Raw genomic sequence first — 18,830 nt, forward strand, 5'->3', positions numbered from 1 at the left:
GGCGACCGATAGGATCGGTTCGACGGCGACAGCCCCTGGATTGGTAGATCGTTATGGCAGATACTGGACGATCGTTAGCTACGGGCCCGAAGCGGCCCGAATACCTCCCGGAGAATGGTATACATGCCAACCCTTAATCCCACCAGAAATATATAATTTTTATAATAGAAAAGAGTATAAATTATTGGTTGTATTCACTGGATGTGACCAACAATAATATTCAGTCAGGTAAGAGGCGAACATTACTGAAAAGTATCCCTGCAGTGGGCGCGTCCTTCACACTCGGTGGAGTTGCGAGCGGCCGAGCAGCGGCGTCGAACGACGATAGCGTCGTCCAACTCGGCGAGTTTAGTGATGGTCGTGACGGATGGAAAACGACTTTTAGAAATGATCTCGAGCGTATCAGCGACGAGGAGATGCCAAGCACGGTCCAGGTCGGTTCGCACGCACTTGGTGTCGAAATTGATGGTGGCCGTCATCCGCGAATTATAAACAAAAAACGCGTGAAAAAGGCAGATTTTACCGAACATCCGTATCTGATGGCCCACGTCATGGGGTACGCAGCAGAAACAGAGTCGGATCTGGTATTCACGTTCCGACTGTACCACACTGCGCTATCTACGGACGCTCATGCGCAAACACACTCCGACTCCGACACGAAATCCGTAGATGAGTTGGAAGAACAATACGATCTCGATGACGTCGATCACAGTGAGACGGACGCATCCATCCAGACGAGTTCCAGAGGAGTACTCCCTGTCGAAGAGTCTACGGAGAAGACGGTTTCACAACTCACACCTACTCGACTTCGATGGGATCTGTCCGATCTCGACGACGACATCCTCGAGAGCGCCTGGCTCCTCGAAATCGTCTGGTACCTCGAGGACCATCCACCGTGGTATCACCGACTCGATACCGACCGGCGATTCGAATACGAGGGACTCGTCGCGTTCGACGATATCAGGTTGACCGACGACAAATCCGAGAGCGAATCGGCCGCGAGTCGAACCAAGCAGCGAAAACTCCACCGAAACCACGGGGCGGTCGTGAACAGGACGCTCGAGGAACACGGCGAGGATTTCGAGGCAGGGACGGTCGAATTCGCCGACGGAGCCGAAGTCTCGTACACCTTTGAGGTGCTCGGTGACGGACAGTTTCGGTATACGATCGATGGCGAGGCGTTCGACCTCGGAGGTGAAGTGAATGACTGAGTCACCGATCGCCGTCTCCGAGGGAGTCGATACCAACCGCAACGAAAGAACGATCTCGTCGGAGGACGGCCAGCTCGAGACAGCAACGGAACTGTCGGAGAACGGGACTGACGAGTACGTGCTCGTCCTTCGGCACTGTCACCTGGTCGACTACGAGGGGTACATTACCGGAAGCGTCCTCGACGAACTCGATCAGGGGCGGTGTGGCTGGATTTATGCAGGACATCTCAGAGCGGCTAAGCACCGATGCTCCCGGATTCATCAGTGACATCTGGGACTGGGGGACGATCGGCGAGACGGCTGCTAGACTAGCGTTGATGAGTGCCCCACAGCGGGTCGAATTCTTCCTCAACGCATCGACAGCCGTTCCCAGAACGTGGACGTTCATCGACTTCATCGTCCTCGCCGACGGTCGCCGGTACGCCAGGGTCTGGGATGCGAGCCAGTATCCGTCGCTGTACACGTACGTGGATGGCACCCTACGCAAGAAAGAAGATATGGACTACGAGCCGAAGCAGTTGTGGAACCGATCGATGTTCGCATTCCACATGAGAGCGAGTGCAGGAGCGACGCCGTACAATATCGCGCCGCTGACGCAGTTCCAGGCGATGCTTCGAACTGGTCCCGATGCCGACCTCTGGAACCAGTATCGTGAACGAATCGAAGAGACCCTCGAGGCGCTGGAAATCGGCTGGAGCGCGAGCGAACTCCTTCCCACGACGCCGCGAGTAACGGTCGGCTTCGACGCGGACGGTGAACCGATCGACGATCCGGACGCACCATTCCCACCGGCGGAAGCCCTGATCGTCCCGGTAGCAGACACCTTGCCACCGAATTGACAGATCGAAGCAGCATTCCGCGTCGCGCTACAACGTCCGAATAAGGACTGACCATCAGGTCGTGAATATCAATCGCCGCTCCCTGCTGTCGACGATTCCAGCCGCCGTCATCAGCGGCGGGTGTACTAAGAGGAGTGACACACAAAGCTCCGAGTTCGAACCCGATTACGACCGATTGCGCTGGGAGTACGGCACCGATGGTCGCGTCGCCTCGTCGCCAACGATCAGTGATGGTCATCTACTCGTTGGGAGTATGGATGGTCGTCTTCGTGCTCTCGATCCGTCCACAGGCGCGCTCAATTGGGCATTCGAAGCTGAAGATGGGATCTGGTCGAGTCCGATGGTCGACGATGGTGTTGTGTACGTTAGCAGTCTCGATTCTACTCTCTACGCTCTCGAGACTGACGGAACAAAACGATGGGAGTTCGAGACCGGCGACAGCATCTGGAGTAGCCATCCCACGATTGACAGTGGGACCGTATACGTCGGTAGCTCGGATGCGCACGTCTACGCCGTTTCCGCTGACACAGGCACCGAACAGTGGGCGTACGAGACCGATGGTGGCATCTTCGCCGGTCCAACCGTCCACGACGGCATCGTCTACGTCGGCAGTCAAGACGATTCACTCTACGCACTCGAGGGGGACACGGGTGAACAAGTGTGGGAGTTTTCGACCGAAGGTCACGTCGATGTTGAGGCAGCTGTCAGCGGAAACCAGGTCTTCGTCGGATCGAAAGATGGGCGTTTCTACGCGATCGATCGGGAGGATGGGAGCGAAAACTGGTCGCTGGATACAGGCAGCAAGATTAATTCAGCACCAACGATTTGGAGAGATACCGTATACGTCGCAACTCGATTCTCGTCGCTCTATGCATTGGACCCCGAAACCGGCGGCGTGAACTGGGCCAACGAGACACCAATCAGCCCGATTAATGCAGATCCAGTTATCGTAGACGGAGTTGCATATCTCGGTGATCGAGTCGGATACCTTCACGCGTTCGATGCCAAATCTGGAACCCATAACTGGAAATTCGAAACAGGAAATGCAGTCCATTCGTCACCGGTCGTCACCGACGACACCATCTATTTCGGGAGTAACGACACCTACATTTACGCGATCGAGCACCCGTCGAAATGAGCCCTAACGATACTGCGCTGACCCGACGCAACCTGCTATCGACGATTCCAGCCGCCGTCATTAGCGGCGGGTGTACTAGGAGGAGTGACGAACAAAGCTCCGAGTTCGAACCCGATTACGACCGATTGCGCTGGGAGTACGGCACTGATGATCGAGTAACCTCGTCACCGATAAGCAAAGACGGACAGTTATACGTTGGAAGCCATGATCGGTGTCTCAGGTCACTGGATGCGGCTACTGGATCGCTACAATGGAAATTCGAAGTCGGAGGGTCGATTTGGTCGGATCCGGCAATATCCGAAGATACAATTTACATTGGAAGTCGTGATCACAACCTCTACGCTATCGATACGTCAGGTAGAGAACAGTGGCGGTTCCAAACCGACGACACTATCACTAGTAGCCCTACGATTCATAACGGGATAGTTTACATTGGGAGTTCCGATGAGAATGTATATGCGGTCGACGCTACGTCCGGAACGCAGCAATGGGTACAGCCGACGCAAGGTCGTGTAATAGCGAAACCAGCAGTAGATAATGGAGTCATCTTCATCGGCAGCACTGACGGTTCATTGTATGCGCTTGATGCGAACAGTGGCGGTATCGAGTGGAAATATTCGACTAATGGACCAATATTTACAAAAGCAGAAATTGTAAATGACTTAGTGCTTCTTGGCTCTAGAGACGGGAATTTTTATGCTTTGGATAGCCGCGATGGATACGAAGTCTGGTCGTACAACACTGGTAACTCGATCACCGGACCACCACGCGTCTCTGAAGATACCGTGTATTTTGGAACCACTGACGTTCCAGCGTTCTATGCAGTCAATGCGAAAACTGGTGATAAATACTGGAAAAGCGACGCAATAGAAGGCCATATCGATTCGCGACCAGCGGTTACGGATGGCTACGTCTATATTGGAGCAAGTAGAGGGTATCTTCACGTTCTCAACGCTGAAACTGGCGATCAGAATTGGGCGTTCCAAACTGCGAATAAAATAGGATCGTCACCAGTCGTGACGGATACCACCGTCTACGTCGGCAGCAACGACACGTACATCTACGCCATCAAGCGGGAGGAATAACGAGAACAACGACAGTGCCACTTCTATTCGGAGGTATTTTACCAGCACGAACTCGCGTTCAACCTCCACGACTGCCATGAACCCTACCCGACGAGAACTGCTGTCGGCGATTCCAGCTGCCGTCATCAGCGGCGGGTGTACGACGATGAGTGACGAACAAAGCTCCGAGTTCGAACCCGATTACGACCGATTGCGCTGGGAGTACGGCACCGATGGTCGCGTCGCCTCGTCGCCAACGATCAGTGATGGTCATCTACTCGTTGGGAGTATGGATGGTCGTCTTCGTGCTCTCGATCCGTCCACAGGCGCGCTCAATTGGGCATTCGAAGCTGAAGATGGGATCTGGTCGAGTCCGACGGTCGACGATGGTGTTGTGTACGTTAGCAGTCTCGATTCTACTCTCTACGCTCTCGAGATTGACCGAACGAAACGATGGGAGTTCGAGACCGGCGATAGCATCTGGAGTAGCGACCCTACGGTCAATACTGGAACTGTATACGTCGGTAGCTCCGATGCGCACGTCTACGCCGTTTCCGCTGACACTGGCACCGAACAGTGGGCCTACGAGACCGATGGCGGCGTCTTCACCGGTCCAACCGTCCACGACGGCATCGTCTACGTCGGCAGTCGGGACGATTCACTTTACGCACTCGAGGCCGACACGGGCGAACAGGTGTGGAAGTTTTCGGCCGGCGGACACGTAGATGTAGAAGCAGCCATTTATGAAGACCGGATTCTGGTTGGATCAGAGGATTTGGTTGGAGAGAGGGATACTCATTTTTATGCGATCGACCGTCACGACGGACGTGAGATCTGGTCGATAGATACGCACCGTGGACTCAATTCCGCGCCAGCGATCGTCGACGGAATCGCGTATTTCGGCGGTCGAAACAGTATGGTGTACGCAGTGGACATCGAGACGGGCGCATTCGTCTGGACGAGTGACGAGGTCGGTGGTGGGATCAACTCCGATCCCCTGGTCACCGAGGGCACCGTCTATATCGGCGAAAATCACGGCTATCTCCGGGCGTTTGACGCTGCAACTGGTGAGCTCCAGTGGACGTTCAAAACGGGCAATGCAGTCCATTCGACACCGGTCGTCACCGACGACACCATCTACTTCGGAAGCAACGACACCTACATTTACGCGCTCGAGCGCCCTTCGTAATGAGTTCCAACGACACCGCGCTGAGCCGACGCAGGCTGCTGTCGACGATCCCAACCGCCGTCATTAGCAGCGGGTGTGCGACGATGAGTGACGAACAATCCTCCGAGTTCGAACCTGATTACGACCGACTGCGCTGGGAGTACAGCACTGACGGTCGCATTCCGTCCAGGCCACTACTCAGCGATGGACGGCTCTATTTTGGCAGTAGGGATGGGAAGTTCCGTGCGATAGATGCGTTCACTGGGTCGCTGGAGTGGTCGTTCGCTACTGATGACAAGATAACCTCGAATCCAATTCTCCACGCAGGAAGTCTGTTCCAGTAAACCGTATCACACATCGTCGCGTTCGTCGATTTTTTATCGACACCCGTGCGTTCTACTGTATGGTCGAGAATCCGTTCGACGTCGAAATTCGCGTTGGATCCGTCCTCGAGGCCGAGGCCTTCCCCGAGGCGAACAAGCCGAAGATGACGAAATTGTGGATCGATCTGGGCGATGACCACGGTGAGATCCAGTCGGCCGCACAGCTCGATCACCACTACGATCCCGACGACCTCGAGGGTCGACAGGTGTTGTGTGCGACGAACCTGGGATCGGTTCGGATCGCGGGTTTCAAATCCGAAGCGCTGACGGTCTGTGTGCCAGGAGACCAGGAGTATCCAGTGCTCGTCGAACCCGACGAGGCGGTCCCGCTGGGTGGATTGTTGTTCTGATCGATCTCGACAGGCCGGACCGATGGCGGCGTGGGAATCAACAGCAAGAATATACGTTCTGCGAAAAACGAAGTCGACATGGGTGAAACATCGTCGCCGCCCGAGGGGGCCAACATCGAGGGCGAATCCCCGCAGATCGAACCGACGATCGAGACTGACGAGGCGACGATCACCGACGACAGCGAACTCGAGCGGACGCTCGGCCTGACCGGCGGGCTCGCGATCGGTATCGGGACGATGATCGGCGCGGGGATCTTTGTCTTTCCCGGCCTGGCGGCGGATCAAGCCGGACCCGCGGCGTCGGCGTCGTTCGCCATTGGGGCCGTCGTCGCCCTGCTCGTCGCGTTGCCGGCCTCGGAACTGGCGACGGCGATGCCAAAGAGTGGCGGCGGCTACTACTTCATCTCGCGCGGGCTGGGAACGCTCGCTGGGGCCGTCGTCGGCCTCTCGCTGTGGTTCGGGCTGGTCTTCGCGACGGCCTTCTATCTCGTCGGCTTCGGTTACTACGCGGTCGATACGCTGGCCGAACTCGGGATCGCGGTCGGGGAGGGACTGGTCATTCCGATCGCCCTGCTGTTCGGCGCGGGGTTTACCGTCCTCAACGTCACCGGGACCGAGAACGCGGCGAAGCTCCAGAACGGAATCGTCGCGCTGTTGCTCTCGATTCTGGTCGTCTTCCTCACCTACGGCGGACTCGACGCGGCCGGAATCGTGGGCGAATCGAGCACGCCGGAGCAGTTCGCACCCGATGGAGTCTTCCCCATATTCACGACCGCCGCGCTCGTGTTTACCTCCTACCTCGGCTTCGCACAGGTGGCGACCGTCGCTGGCGAAATGAAGGATCCGGGCCGGAACCTGCCGCTTTCGATGGTCGGCTCGGTGCTCGTCGTCGGCGTCCTCTACGTGCTGACGATCTTCGTTGCGACCAGCGGGCTCGGGAGCGACACGCTTGGCGACCTCGGGGAGACGGCGATGGTCGAGGTCGGCCGCCACTACCTCGGTCCAGTCGGGGCCGTTGCGATCGTCTTTGGTGGTCTGCTGGCGACGATGTCGAGCGCCAACGCCTCCGTGTTGAGCACGTCCCGGTCGATCTACGCCGTCTCGAGGGACGCGTTGTTACCCCAGCGGGCGAGTCGCATCAATCTCCGCTATGGCACCCCACACGTCGCCCTGGGGATGGCTGGCGGCCCGATCCTCGTCCTGACGGCGACCGGACGCGTCGAACTGCTCGCGGAGGTCGCCTCGTTCCTCCATCTCGTCATGTACGGCCTGATCTGCGTGGCGCTGATCGCGTTGCGCCGCGACGAACCGGAGTGGTACGACCCCGACTTCCGGGTCCCCGGCTACCCCATCGTCCCGGCGCTGGGCGCGATCTGTAGCTTCGCACTGATCGCGTTCATGCAACCCGCCTCACGATACGTCGGCGCTGGAATCATGCTTCTTACCGTCGTCTGGTACGTCTACTACGCCCGCGACATCGAGCTGAAAGGTGCACTATGACACGCATACTCGTTCCACTGGCGATACTCGAGGGGGAATCGGTCTCGGCTGGACTCGTCGATCTGCTCGAGCCGATGGACGTGACCGTGTTGGGCTATCACGTCCTGCCCGAACAGACGCCGCCCGACCAGGCCCGATTGCAGTACGAGGAGCGCGCGACCGACGCGCTCGAAGACCTCGCAGCGGAGTTCGGGGCCGAAGCGGGGACCGCCGACTATCGGCTCGTGTTCACCCACGACCGAAAACAGACAGTCGATCGCGTCGCCGACGTGACTGACGCGGGCGTCTACGCCATCCCGGGCGCGACGGGACCGGTCGAACGGCTCCTCGTGGCACTGACCGGCGATGTCGCCGTCGATCGGATCGTCTCGTTCGTCGGGGAACTCGTCGGGGACCGTGATATCGCCGTGACGCTCTTTCTGGCGACCGACGACGCCTCCGGCGGCCGGGAACTGCTCGAGACGGCTACGACGCCGCTTGTGGATCAGGCAATCGACGTTCGAACTGAACTCGCGGTCGACGAGCCGCCGCTCGAGGCGCTCGTCGATGCGGCAGTCGACCACGACGCGATCGTCATGGGTGAACGCGCACCGTCGTTGCGGACGCTGGTCTTCGGTGAGGAGGCCGAACGCGTCGCCGCCGAGTCCGTCGGTCCGGTGCTGGTCGTCCGACGTGGTGAGGACGACGAAACCACCGCTGCCGAGGAACCTACATCACTCGAGGAGTCGTGATGCGGATTGCTGTACCGATGTGCCGGCGGTACGTCGAACTGTGTGATACGGATTGCTGTAACGATTTACCGGCGCAACCGCGACCCGGGCGGCGGTTGCGCCGGTACTGGCTACAGTAACCCGTACGAGTCGACTCGGTCCGTATCGCGCTACGTCTCGTCCTCAAGATATTCCCCGCGAATTACCAACACCGGGTCGACAGTGCCCTTGGCCAGGCTCTTCGCTCGGTCTTTGAAGATGAACCGACGCACTGACGGTCGGCTCTCGCCGACGACGAGCAGGTCGTGATCGTCTGCCGCCTCGAGAATCGCCCGCGTCGGAGAGCCGTCGACGACGAGCGAGGTGTCGATTCGCTGCCGATCGACGCCGGTGTCTGCAAGGGTCGCTGCTGCAGTCTCGAGGAGTTCGGCCCGCTGGTCGCGCTCGTCTTCGTCGGAGACGACGTGAAAGAACGTCACCGAGAGGTCGGTGCCGGCGAGCAACACGCCGAGGAACCGGGCGATATACTCGAGGTTGACCCCGCCGCGGAGGGCGACGAGCACCGACTCGAGAACCGGCGCGGGGTTCAATACGACCACCGCGTCACACGCCGCCTCGAGTGCGACGCGTTCGAAGGTCTGTAGTCGGTCGTGCGTAAAGACGAGTCGCGTCGTGACGTCGAGACAGCCCGCGTCCTCGAACACGTCACGAAGTTCCTCGAGTTCGGCGCGAGCGCGTCGTTCGTACTGATCGCGTGCCTGATCGGTCCCGATCTGGTCGGGTATCTCTCGATACGCCAGCAACACGACCGGGACCGACGCGAACGCATCGATTACCGTTTGGGGAACGGTTTCGCCCCCGAGGACGTCGACCGGGACGAGCACGCGGTACTCTCGAGTCGAAGACATCTCGGTCGTTCCTCTACAACGGTCCGCGGTAAATACCCCTGGCAGGTGGCGGTCCGTGCGTCTCGGGCCGAGATCGGACAGACGGGACAGTAGGCGGCCGTCGCCGGATGTGATCGACGGGAAAAGCAGGGTTAGGTCGAATCCCGATCGGCGAATCGGCGGAGTCGACGCCAGAGACGTCGCGTCATTGGCACCTGTACCCCAGGTTCCTTCACGACGAGGACCGAGGTGTCAGTCTCGGCGGCGACGTAGTCGGTCGTCTGGCCGAAGAACTCGCTCATCCGGTCGGGACGAGTGGGCGCACCCATGACGAGCAGATCAGCCTGATTAGCCCGCCTGACGAGCGCGTCGTCGACGCTCGCCGCGTGGAGGAGTTCGGTCTCGGCGGGACTCGAGAGCAGATCCGTGAGGTCCTCGAGGTACGCCTGGGCGGACGTCGCCGCTTCCTCGGAGGCGCCCTCGGGGATTGCCTTCAACAGCGTCAGGTTCGCGCCCGTTACAGTGGCAACGGCGTCGGCCAGTTCGACTTCGGCCTGATCGTAGGGCCCAGTCTCGGTCGCGACGACGATGTCACTGATCTCATCGGTCCCTCGCGGTTTCAGGACGGCGAGTCGAACCGGGAACTTCGAACGCAGAATCTCGTCGACGTGGCTCTCCTGTAAGTGGTGTTTTCGGATGGGGTCCTGCCAGTCGACCAGCACCAGTTCGGTTCGGTCGTTGACGCTCTCGAGGAGGGCGTCGGTCTGATCTCGCGTTCGAACGTGATCGAAGAGGACGACGTGATCGTCCAAGGCGAGGTCGCGTTCGATGTGATCCATCCAGTCGTCGTCGACGTCGTGTTCTGCTTCGGCGAACGGAACGTGGGACGGAACCTCCGTGACGGTGAGAACGTCGAGGTCGGCGTCGAAGCGGTCGACGAACGAGCGCATCGCCGTGAGCAGATGTGGATTCGTTTCGCCCTCGACAGTCTCGACGAGGATGTGCGGACCGCCGGTGGTCAGGTTACCAATCTGGGACCGCTTTTCCTCGAGAGAGCGCTGGTACTGAGCACCGAGGACCTGATCGCGAATGTCGTGATCGGGTTGGACCGGTCGACCGGTTCGAGTCTGGACGTAGTACCAACCGACGCCAACCAGTACGAACCCGATGGCGGTGATCTGGGAGAGCAAGCCCATGAACGGGATCAACAGGAGTGCGGCAGCCGCGCCGGCAAGCGGGAGGATCGGCGAGAAGGGGACCTCGTAGTCCGGGTCGTACCACTCCGGCCGGGAACTGCGAAGCAAGACGACGGTAACGTTGAGCAACGCGAACACGAGGATACCGAAGGTCCCGCCCAGTTTCGCGAGCATTTCGACGTCGAGCAGCAAGGCGAGTACGATCATGATCCCTCCCGTCAGCCAGATAGAGACCGTCGGCGTTCCAAAGCGAGCCGACGACTCGCTGAGTTTCGGCGTGACGAGCCCGTCCCGCGACATCGCGAAGGGGAATCGTGAGGAGGAGAGTACGGCTGCGTTAGCGGTCGAAACCGTCGCGAAGATACCGGCGAGCGCGATGACTGCACCGCCGAGCGCGCCGAGGAAGAGCCCGCCAGCCTCGGCCACCGGGGCCGAGCTATCGGCGATGTCCGCGATCGGCATCACCCCGGTGACGATCAGCATGACGCCGACGTACAGCAGCGTCACGAAGATCACGGCCGCAAACAGTGCCCGCGGCAGCGTCGTTCCTGGATCCTTGACCTCCTCGGCGACCGCGGTCGCCTTGACGATCCCCAGATAGGAGATGAAGACGAGTCCGGTCGTCGTGATCACGCCGTCGACGCCTGTCGTAACGAACGGCGACCAGTTGTCCGTATTCGACGCCAGCAATCCGCCGCCGGCGAAGACCGCCAGAATTGCGACGAGACCGATGACGACGGCGTTCTGGAGCTTGCCGGACTCTTCCGCACCGATCCAGTTGAGCAGCGTCAGCAAGAGCCCGCCGACGACCGCAACCGCGAGGACGGGAACCGCCCAAAACTCGGTGACGTACCAGCCAAGCCCGACGAGTGCGAACGACCCCTTGAAAATCAGCGCGAGCCAGGCACCGAATCCCACGACGGTCCCGACGAGCGGCCCCATCGCACGGCTCGTGAAGAAATAGGGGCCGCCGGCTCGAGGCATCGCCGTCGCGAGTTCGACCGCACACATCGTCGCGACGAGTGCGATCAGACCTGCAATTCCAAAGGAGAGTGCCGAAGCGGGACCCGCCCCCTCTGCGGCCGGTCCCGGGAGGACGAAGATTCCGGCCCCAATCATCGTCCCGGAGGCGATCGTAAACACCGCAAAGACGCCGAGGTCACGCCGTAAATCCGAGTCGCTTCCGTGGCCCATTGAGTGATCTGTGAGCGATCAGGGTTGTTAAACCGTCGCTTTCGACGCCGTTCCCATCACCCGATCGTTGTACCGACAGAACGGTACTCTGGTCGAAGAGACCGTCGAGAACCTAACCGAGATCGAGACCGCGATCGAGGAATCCGCAACTGGTATCGACGAAGTCGCGACGGCGACCGACGATCAAGCCGCAAGCACCGAGGAAATTTCGGGTATGGCCGACGAGGTGATGGGGCGTGCAGACGAGGTGGCCGACGAAACCGAGGATCTCGTCGAGGCGAACAAAGAGGCCAAACGACGCGTAACGGAGATCGTCGAGTCGGTCGACGATCTCGCCGACACCGAAGACGCGACTGACGTCTGATCGAAAACCCGCCACACTTTACCCCACGGAGCACACTCGAGCGACTATGACCGAGGCGACGGGGATCGTCGGTGAGTTCTTCTCGCTCAAAGAAGACACCGACGCCGATTTGTTGGCGATGCAGTGTGGCGATTTCTACGAGTTTTTCGGCGAGGATGCACAGCGGGTCAGCGAGGAACTCGATCTCAAAGTCTCCCAGAAGTCCTCCCACGGCTCGTCCTATCCGATGGCCGGCGTGCCGATCGACGACCTGACGCCCTATCTCAAGGCGCTGGTCGAACGCGGCTATCGGGTTGCCGTCGCCGACCAGTACGAAACCGAGTCGGGACACGCCCGCGAAATCGTCCGCGTCGTCACGCCCGGAACCTTGCTCGAGACGACCGACGCCGACGCCCAGTATCTCGCCGCGGTGGTCGACGGCGAGGCGCTTGCTGGCGGTCGAGGTGGCGGTACCGAGGCTGCCTACGGCCTCGCCTTTGCCGACGTGACGACCGGCCGGTTTCTCGTCGCCGACGCCGAGGACATCGACGAAGCACTGACCGAACTCTACCGGTTCGGTCCCGTGGAGGTGCTTCCCGGTCCCGAGGCTCGCACCGACGACGACCTGCTCCAGACGGTTCGGGAACGCCTCGGCGCCACGTTGACGCTGCACGAGACGGAGGCGTTCGCCCCGAAACGAAGCGCCCACGCGGTTCGCGAGCAGTTCGGCGAGGAAACCGTCGAGCGGCTCTCGGTCGGTGACTCGACGCTGGCCGCGGCCGGCGCGATCCTGGCCTACGTCGAAGAGACAGGTGCGGGCGTGCTCGCCTCGATGACCCGCATCCAGACCCACCAGGGTGAGGACCACGTCACGCTCGATAGAACCACCCAGCGCAACCTCGAGTTGACCGAAACCATGCAAGGCGAGACCGAGGGCTCGCTGTTCGCGACGATCGATCACACCGAGACCAGCGCCGGTCGCCGCCGTCTCACGGAGTGGCTCTGTCGACCACGTCGCTCGCTGGAGGTGTTGGAGCGCCGCCAGAAGTCGGTCGCAGCGCTGTCGACGGCCGCGCTTGCCCGCGAGCGACTCCAGGAGACGCTCGGGGAGGCCTACGACCTCGAGCGGCTGGCCTCGAAGGCGACCCACGGCAGTGCCGACGCTCGGGATCTGCTCGCCGTTCGGGACACCCTATCGGTCTTGCCCGCGATCGCGGAGACGATCGAGTCGACGCCCGAATTGGCCGACTCGCCGCTGCCAGAGATCGTCGAGCAGCCGGACCGCGAGGCGGCCGGGAAGCTCCGGGAAACGCTCGAGGACGCCCTCGCCGAGGAGCCGCCGTCGACGGTCACCCAGGGCGGGCTCTTCCAGCGCGGGTACGACAACAATCTCGACGACGTGATCGAGCGCCACGAGGAGATCAAGACGTGGCTCGAGACGCTGGCCGACCGCGAGAAACGCCAGCACGGCCTTTCACACGTCACGGTCGATCGCAACAAGACCGACGGCTACTACATCCAGGTCGGCAAGTCCGCGGCCGACGGCGTCCCCGACCACTACGAGGAGATCAAGACGCTGAAAAACTCCAAGCGGTTTACGATCGACGAGCTCGAGGCCAAAGAGCGCGATGTCATGCGATTAGAGGAGCAACGTGGCGACCTCGAGTACGAACTCTTCGAGGAACTCCGCGAAGAGGTCGCGACACAGGCCGAACTGCTCCAGGACATCGGCCGTGCGCTCGCGACCATCGATACCCTCTCGAGTCTGGCGACCCACGCCGCCGAAAACCGGTGGGTCGAACCCGATCTCCACCGTGGCGACCGGCTCGAGATCGAGCAGGGACGCCACCCCGTCGTCGAGCAAACGACCGAGTTCGTCCCCAACGACGTGACACTCGGGTCGGCGGCTACGGCTGCCGACCAGGACCGTGCCGAAGGGCACGCAGACGAGGAGCGCGGGTTCCTAGTCGTCACCGGACCCAACATGTCGGGCAAGTCGACCTACATGCGCCAGGTCGCGTGTATCGTCTTGCTCGCCCAGATCGGTAGTTTCGTGCCGGCGAAAGCGGCCGAGATCAGTCTGGTCGACGGCATCTTCACCCGTGTCGGCGCGCTGGACGAACTCGCACAGGGCCGTTCGACGTTCATGGTCGAGATGAGCGAACTCTCGAACATTCTCCACACCGCGACCGAGGACTCGCTGGTCATCTTAGACGAGGTGGGCCGGGGGACGGCGACCTACGACGGCATCTCCATCGCCTGGGCGGCGACGGAGTATCTGCACAACGAGATTCAGGCGAAGACGCTCTTTGCGACCCACTACCACGAATTGACGGGGCTCGCCGAGAAGCTCCCCCGCGTCGCGAACGTCCACGTCGCGGCCGACGAACGCGACGGCGACGTGACCTTCCTACGAACGGTGCGGGACGGCCCGACCGATCGCTCCTACGGCATCCACGTCGCCGATCTCGCGGGCGTCCCCGAGCCCGTCGTCGACCGCTCGAGAGACGTCTTAGAACGCTTACGCGAGGAGAAAGCCATCGAGGCCAAAGGCGGCGCCTCGAGCGACCCCGTCCAGACCGTCTTCGACCTCTCGAGTGGCCAGTTCCGCGGGCCGGCAAACGCCGACGGCGGCGACCCGGGTGACGCGGACGACGGGACGGCCGACGGAGAGACGATCGACCCCGAAGCGAAGGCCGTCCTCGCGGATCTCACCGATATCGACGTGAACACGACGCCACCCGTCGAGTTGATCTCGCAGGTCCAGGAGTTGCAGCGACGACTCGAGGACTGACCTCCTCTCACGACTTCAGTCGTGGGCTTTCGCGCTGTCTCTGTGTAATCGGGGACGACGGAAGTATTCGCCGGCGATCGCTGCCAAGGGGCTGCAACAATCACTCTGGGTTAGGCCAGTGCCGTCGGCGGTGAGTCAACGATAGCGGCCGGCTTCGGTCGGACGTTCCGGCACGGCACGAATCCTTCCGGTACAATTATGAACATGTGACGAGCGACCTAGTCGCATGCACGAACCGGATTACAGCGTCGCCGGCGAGACGGCGATCGTTACGGGTGCCAGTCAGGGAATCGGCGAGGCAATCGCGAAGACGCTCGCAGCCAGCGGGGCGAACGTCTCGATCTGCTCTCGATCGATCGAGCGCGTCGGCCCGGTCGCCGACGAGATCAACGATGCCGACGACGCCGGCGAGGCGCTAGCCGTCGAGTGTAACGTCCGCGAGCGCGAGCAGGTTCAAGCGTTCGTCGACGAGACCGTCGACGAGTTCGGTGACATCGACATCCTCGTCAACAACGCCGGCGGCGAGTTCGTCGCGCCCTTCGAGGACATCTCGGCCAATGGCTGGGAGACGATCATCGACTTGAATCTCAACAGTACGGTCCACTGCATGCAACTCGCCGGCGAGGTCATGCGCGAGGGGTCGGGCGGACGCATCGTCAACCTCTCGTCGGTCAACGGGCAACACGCCGCGCCTGGCGAAAGCCACTACGGCGCCTCGAAGGCGGCGATCATCCGTCTGACCGAGACGATCGCAGCCGAGTGGGCCGGCGACGGCATCCGGGTCAACTGCGTCGCACCCGGTCTGATCCAGACCCCCGGCGTCGCCGACACGCTGGGTATCGATAGCGAAGACATGCCCGCTCGAGAGAAGACCGATCGCCGCATCGGCCACACCGAGGAGATCGCCGACGCCGTCCAGTTCCTCGTCAGCCCCGCTGCCTCCTTTATGAACGGCGAGACGATCACCGTCAAAGGCGTTCCACGGGCCGGCAACTCGATGTCCCAGGACCTCGGCCTCGAGTAACGGCGGTCGATCGGACAGCATCGTTTCCCTGTTAGGAATTCCTGCGTTCGGTCGACTCGTACTCTGCTATCGGTATCACCGAACTCAGCAGCAGCAGCAGTTGTCCCAAACCGGCGGTGCCGATCGGAATCGACGTGTGCAACAGTAGCGACCCGGTACCAGCCCCGACGCCGCCGAATGGAGTCTCGCGGTCGCTCGACCGTACCACTCCAGCAATACTGCAAGTACGGGAATACTTAAGCGGGTTGCACCGCCAGTGTGGGGCATGGCGATCGATACGATACTGCTGGCGGTGGGGCCGATGGACGCGGTTCGGGCCGACGAACTGGCCGAGACAGTCCTCGAGATCGCGGGGCCGCTCGAGTCGACGGTCGTGATCGGTCACGCGTTCACCGAAGACGAGTACGAGGAGTTCCGGGAGGATCTCGGCTTCGACGCGCGCGTCGACGACGTCGACCCGGACGAGGTCGCTACCAAGCGACCGCCGGTCGGCGACCTCGCCGAGACCTTCGAGGCGGAAGGCGTCGACTACGAGATTCGCGGCGAGTTGGGCGAAGTCAGCACCAAGGTCGTCGACATGGCGATCGATGTCGACGCCGACCGGATGGTCGTCGGCGGCCGTCGGCGCTCGCCAGCGGAAAAAGCCGTCCTCGGCTCGGTTTCACAGGAGATCATCCTCCAGGCACCCTGTCCGGTCACCTACTTCCGCGATCTGGACGTCATGGAGTAACCCACGCCGTCCGTTTTGCTGGCGATTCGACCGTCACGAGTCGAATCGCCCTCGAGCGAGCGCGATACGAAGTCTAGACGTCGTCCTCGAGTTTGAACTTCTGGATCTTGCCGCTGGTCGTCCGGGGCAGGTCGTCGACGAATTCGACTTCTCGAGGGTGTTTGTAGCCGGCGACACGATCGAGACAGTACTCTTGGATATCGTCGGCGGTGATGTCGGTCCCCGCCTCGACGTCCGCGGCGGGGACGACGAAGGCTTTCGGGACCTCGTTGCGCCGTTCGTCCGGAATCCCGACGACGGCGGCGTCGGTGATCGCATCGTGCTCGAGCAGGAGATTCTCGAGTTCGCTTGGGTAGACGTTGTAGCCGGCGGTGACGATGACGTGTTTCTTCCGGTCGACGATCTCGTAGTAGTTGTTCCCGTCGCGACGGGCGACGTCACCGGTCCGGAAGTAACCGAGTTCGGTGAAGGCCTCGTCGGTCGCCGCTGGGAGGTCGTGGTAGCCGTCCATCACCTGCGGGCCGCGCACGAGGAGTTCCCCCTCCTCTCCCGGCGGGACCTCGTCGCCGTTCTCGTCGACGATCTTGCAGTCGGTCATCCGGAGCGGTTGGCCGATCGTCCCGTGGTGCAGGCCGAACGTCGAGCCCGATTGGGTGTGGGTCGCGCCGTGGGTCTCGGTGAGCCCGTACCCCTCCGAGATGTCGACGCCGGCAGTCTCCTCGAAGCGCTCCTGAACCGCGGTCGAGAGCTTCGCACCGCCTTCGGAGGCCGACTCGAGGCTTGTCAGATCGTACTCGCCGAACGTGTCGGCCGCGACCATGTCGGCGTACATCGTCGTCACGCCGACGAAGTGGGTGATCCCTTCGTCCTCGATGAGTTGCAGACAGTCCTCGGCGTCCCACTCGAGGGCGCTACGGAAGTAACAGGTGCCGCCGCCGGCAAGCGGTTGGAGTGCGGTGTGGGTAAAGCCGGTGATGTGGTACAGCGGCAGCCAGATGAGGCTGCGAACCTCGTCGGGTTCGATCGAGTCGTTGGAGGCCGACAGCGTCCACGAGAGCTGGGCGCGGGTGTTGCGGTGGGTGAGTCGAACGCCCTTCGGATCGCCGGTCGTCCCGGAGGTGTAGGGAAGCAACGCCACGTCGTCGTCCTCGCGCTCGACCAGCGTCGGCTCGCCGCGAACGTCCTCGAAGAAGGTGTCCTCGAGATCGCGGTCCATGTACTTGCTCTCGACGGTCATCACCGCGGGATCCATCCCGGCGTCGTCGGTCGCCTGATCGACGACCGGCCGGAGCGACGGATGGGTGACGATCGCCTTCGCTTGGGTGTCCTCGAGCTGGTAGGCCACCTCGCGGCGCTTGTACTGTGGGTTGACCGGCGAGATGACCACGCCAGCCCGGAACGCACCCAGCGAAGCGACGAGAAACGCCGGACTGTTTGGCATGAACAACAGCATTCGGTCGCCGGGCGCTACCCCGAGATCGTGGAGGCCGCCGGCGAATTCTGCGGTCCACTCGCGCAATTCGGCGTGAGTCGTCCGTTCGCCATGATGTTCCATCGCCTGTTCGTCGCCGTGGTGGGCGGCCGTCTCGTCGAACAGCCGCGCAACGTTGCCCGATCTGGCCGACTGATCGATGTCCGCGAGTTCCATGGTGGACGATACCGTGAATTAGGTATAAACGTTCATGTTCTACATAGTTTCCGCCCACCCTCGGGCGATTGATGGCACAGTCGCCGCGGGAGTTCGTTACGACTCGTCGGCTGGTTCGACGCGTTTGCCCGTCGCCGTCGGAACGACGCGCTGGTCGGCGTCTTCCCACTCGCGCTCGAGTTCGCGACCGTCGAACAGGCGGTCGAGAAAGACGGCCAGCCCGGCGACTTCGGAGTGGGGTTGGTTGGTGACGCCGACGTTCCAGTCGGCTGCCTCGTAGACGTCGAAGGAAACCTTTTCCGAGCCGACGACGAGGAGGAGCGCTTCGCCGTCGTCACGGTGAGCGCGTCGAACGTCGTCCTCGATATCCTGGACGCGCTCGCCGTACATGGTGAGATGGACGACGCGTCCTTCCCACTCGCGAATCACCGCGTTCGGCGACTCGGTCAGTTCGGCTTCGAACGGACCACCGAAGCGGTCGGTGATGTCCGCGACCGTCGACTGGGACTGGCCGGCGTTGTCGGGGAGGATCACCCGGTCACCGCCCAGCGCTCGAGCGGTCAGCCCGACGTGAGTCGTCATGCGTTCGTCGCGTCCAGGCCGGTGGCCAAGCCGGAGGACGGCGACTTCGGGAGCCGTCTGCATGCTCGA

18 protein-coding genes are annotated in these 18,830 nt (G+C 61.6%); 14 read left to right on the forward strand and 4 right to left on the reverse strand.

The annotated features are described in order from the left end of the window. Positions 1–674 precede the first annotated feature (674 nt). The 10 genes from D8Y22_RS15565 to D8Y22_RS15610 all read left to right on the forward strand — a co-directional run bounded on the left by D8Y22_RS15565 (position 675) and on the right by D8Y22_RS15610 (position 8,384). Positions 675–1,211, forward strand: coding sequence for a hypothetical protein (locus D8Y22_RS15565; RefSeq protein ID WP_141465614.1), 537 nt, complete (start codon positions 675–677; stop codon positions 1,209–1,211). Next, complete coding sequence (locus D8Y22_RS15570) at positions 1,204–1,479, forward strand: hypothetical protein (RefSeq protein ID WP_141465615.1); 276 nt, start codon at positions 1,204–1,206, stop codon at positions 1,477–1,479. The genes D8Y22_RS15565 and D8Y22_RS15570 overlap by 8 nt, the downstream gene beginning before the upstream one ends. After that, entirely contained in the window at positions 1,427–2,050 is a 624-nt protein-coding gene (locus tag D8Y22_RS15575) for a hypothetical protein (protein WP_141465616.1), read from the forward strand. The genes D8Y22_RS15570 and D8Y22_RS15575 overlap by 53 nt, the downstream gene beginning before the upstream one ends. Before the next feature lie 61 nt (positions 2,051–2,111). Beyond that, positions 2,112–3,188, forward strand: coding sequence for an outer membrane protein assembly factor BamB family protein (locus D8Y22_RS15580; protein WP_246084469.1), 1,077 nt, complete (start codon positions 2,112–2,114; stop codon positions 3,186–3,188). After that, on the forward strand, positions 3,185–4,273 hold the full coding sequence (locus D8Y22_RS15585; RefSeq protein WP_141465618.1) for an outer membrane protein assembly factor BamB family protein: 1,089 nt from the start codon (positions 3,185–3,187) through the stop codon (positions 4,271–4,273). The genes D8Y22_RS15580 and D8Y22_RS15585 overlap by 4 nt, the downstream gene beginning before the upstream one ends. A gap of 145 nt (positions 4,274–4,418) precedes the next feature. Continuing rightward, entirely contained in the window at positions 4,419–5,441 is a 1,023-nt protein-coding gene (locus D8Y22_RS15590; protein ID WP_174811877.1) for an outer membrane protein assembly factor BamB family protein, read from the forward strand. After that, complete coding sequence (locus tag D8Y22_RS15595) at positions 5,441–5,764, forward strand: outer membrane protein assembly factor BamB family protein (RefSeq protein WP_141465620.1); 324 nt, start codon at positions 5,441–5,443, stop codon at positions 5,762–5,764. Before D8Y22_RS15590 ends, D8Y22_RS15595 begins: the two co-directional genes overlap by 1 nt. 59 nt (positions 5,765–5,823) lie before the next feature. Beyond that, a complete protein-coding gene (locus D8Y22_RS15600; RefSeq protein WP_141465621.1) occupies positions 5,824–6,153 on the forward strand; it encodes a tRNA-binding protein in 330 nt (109 codons plus the stop codon). Positions 6,154–6,231: 78 nt separating this feature from the next. Next, positions 6,232–7,653, forward strand: coding sequence for an APC family permease (locus D8Y22_RS15605; RefSeq protein ID WP_141465622.1), 1,422 nt, complete (start codon positions 6,232–6,234; stop codon positions 7,651–7,653). Further along, positions 7,650–8,384: a universal stress protein gene (locus tag D8Y22_RS15610; RefSeq protein WP_141465623.1), complete on the forward strand. Its 735-nt coding sequence runs from the start codon at positions 7,650–7,652 to the stop codon at positions 8,382–8,384. Before D8Y22_RS15605 ends, D8Y22_RS15610 begins: the two co-directional genes overlap by 4 nt. A 149-nt stretch (positions 8,385–8,533) precedes the next feature. On the opposite strand, the gene D8Y22_RS15615 is transcribed toward D8Y22_RS15610, so the two are convergent. Continuing rightward, a complete protein-coding gene (locus D8Y22_RS15615; protein ID WP_141465624.1) occupies positions 8,534–9,271 on the reverse strand; it encodes a universal stress protein in 738 nt (245 codons plus the stop codon). 131 nt (positions 9,272–9,402) lie between these two features. Then, a complete protein-coding gene (locus D8Y22_RS15620) occupies positions 9,403–11,640 on the reverse strand; it encodes an amino acid transporter (RefSeq protein ID WP_141465625.1) in 2,238 nt (745 codons plus the stop codon). A gap of 67 nt (positions 11,641–11,707) precedes the next feature. On the opposite strand from D8Y22_RS15620, the gene D8Y22_RS15625 reads away from it, so the two are divergent. The 4 genes from D8Y22_RS15625 to D8Y22_RS15640 all read left to right on the forward strand — a co-directional run bounded on the left by D8Y22_RS15625 (position 11,708) and on the right by D8Y22_RS15640 (position 16,531). Beyond that, positions 11,708–12,004 carry a methyl-accepting chemotaxis domain-containing protein gene (locus D8Y22_RS15625; RefSeq protein WP_141465626.1) on the forward strand — a complete coding sequence of 99 codons (297 nt, stop codon included), beginning with the start codon at positions 11,708–11,710 and terminating at the stop codon, positions 12,002–12,004. 46 nt (positions 12,005–12,050) lie between these two features. After that, positions 12,051–14,777 carry a DNA mismatch repair protein MutS gene (gene mutS / locus D8Y22_RS15630; RefSeq protein WP_141465627.1) on the forward strand — a complete coding sequence of 909 codons (2,727 nt, stop codon included), beginning with the start codon at positions 12,051–12,053 and terminating at the stop codon, positions 14,775–14,777. A 226-nt stretch (positions 14,778–15,003) separates the two neighbouring features. Beyond that, on the forward strand, positions 15,004–15,801 hold the full coding sequence (locus tag D8Y22_RS15635; RefSeq protein WP_141465628.1) for an SDR family NAD(P)-dependent oxidoreductase: 798 nt from the start codon (positions 15,004–15,006) through the stop codon (positions 15,799–15,801). Between the two features lie 265 nt (positions 15,802–16,066). Beyond that, the gene (locus D8Y22_RS15640) at positions 16,067–16,531 is read left to right on the forward strand and encodes a universal stress protein (protein WP_141465629.1); all 465 of its coding nucleotides are present in this window, start codon (positions 16,067–16,069) and stop codon (positions 16,529–16,531) included. Positions 16,532–16,604: 73 nt separating this feature from the next. Here D8Y22_RS15640 and D8Y22_RS15645 read toward each other — a convergent pair whose 3' ends face one another. Continuing rightward, positions 16,605–18,179 (reverse strand): class I adenylate-forming enzyme family protein, encoded by a 1,575-nt coding sequence (locus D8Y22_RS15645; protein ID WP_141465630.1) that lies wholly within the window; start codon positions 18,177–18,179, stop codon positions 16,605–16,607. Positions 18,180–18,275: 96 nt separating this feature from the next. Then, entirely contained in the window at positions 18,276–18,824 is a 549-nt protein-coding gene (locus tag D8Y22_RS15650) for a tRNA (cytidine(56)-2'-O)-methyltransferase (protein ID WP_141465631.1), read from the reverse strand. Between the last annotated feature and the right edge of the window lie 6 nt (positions 18,825–18,830).

The organism is Salinadaptatus halalkaliphilus (genome assembly GCF_006543045.1).
GTDB classification, from domain to species: Archaea; Halobacteriota; Halobacteria; order Halobacteriales; family Natrialbaceae; genus Salinadaptatus; species Salinadaptatus halalkaliphilus.